Below are 1197 nucleotides of genomic sequence, written 5' to 3'. Positions count from 1 at the left end.
TTCTGGCGAGCGGTGCTCACCCCCATCTCGGCCGGCCCCTTCATCCTGCGCCAGGCCGATCTCCATCAGCCGCCGCACCGCTTCCGGCCGTGAGGGAAACGGCGGGGGTTGCTGAGCGATCCAGGCATCCAGCTTGCCAGAGCTTCTGGCTGCAGCCGCACGCTGAGCAGGGTGCCGGGCTGATTAGGTATCGGGCCAGCGCCGGAGTGCTGGTGTTCCAGGTCGGCTTGCGCCAGAACGGCATAGCCCTGCCGCAGGATGACGACTTCGTCGCTTGGTCACTGTGCCGGGATCTACTGGCGGGGTCTGCCGACCGTCCGTGATCCAGCACGGACCCTCCAGGGTCTGTCGCATTAGTCAGGCCCTGGATCAGCACCGCGCCCTACAGCACGACGCCGCATGAAACTGCAGGTTTTACAACCTGTTCTTGCTGATCTGGCAAAATTATTGGCTATTGAAGAGGGTTTCTCAACTCCGAGGTTATTCTGTCCTCTTTGGCCGCCATGATGTGATCTTTCCTGAGTTCGGCTGGAGGAAGCAGGGCGGAACTGGATCGCTCATACTGGCTGCCAGGACTGCCCTACACGGACCAGGAAAATACTATAAACCGTAAGTAGAATTATTATAAATAATACAATCAAAACTAGAAATTGCGATAGTGATTCGCGCTGCCATACCATGGGTAGGTCAAGTGGCGAAAAGTCACGCTCCCTAGTGCGGGTATCAACCATGTTAAAGCTGCCGAAGCGCGTGATCGCCTCTGAGTACCGCTCGCTGAATCCTCCCCCTCTCACGCTGACGCTCGGGGATCATCGAGCTCAGTCAGACTGGGACCAGCAATGGGAGGCGGTCTGGGCTGATCTTCTGGCAAAGTTCTCCCAAGCTGACGTGGGCCTTAAAGATGGACCCTGCTACACCCCAGCCGTGTTCTCGGGCTTGCAGCGGACCAAGAACACTGCCACCCAGATCGGCGTGCTGGTGCTGGACAGCGATACGGGCCAAGACTTCTGGCCAGTCTTGGGCCGGCTCCGGGAACTGATGTGGAAGGGGTTCATCCACACCACCTACAATCACCTGACTGATGCTACGGTGATCGCTGCTGCGCCCTATGAGGAGTGGTGTAAGACCCATCCCGAGGGGACGATCGAAGAGTATCTCATCAGCAAGAAGGGGTTGGTGCCTGAGGTGGCCCGAGGG

The 1197-nt window shown here is 58.6% G+C and carries 1 protein-coding gene; it reads left to right on the top strand.

The features are described from left to right. Positions 1-729: 729 nt before the first annotated feature. Positions 730-1197 (top strand): hypothetical protein (locus D2K64_RS23665; protein ID WP_202910819.1); only part of this gene is annotated, 468 nt, incomplete at its 3' end.

Source organism: Teichococcus vastitatis, assembly GCF_003604215.1.
GTDB classification, from domain to species: domain Bacteria; phylum Pseudomonadota; class Alphaproteobacteria; order Acetobacterales; family Acetobacteraceae; genus Pseudoroseomonas; species Pseudoroseomonas vastitatis.
Note: the sequence above shows the minus strand (reverse complement) of the source record. Positions and strands in the feature narration are given on the sequence as shown.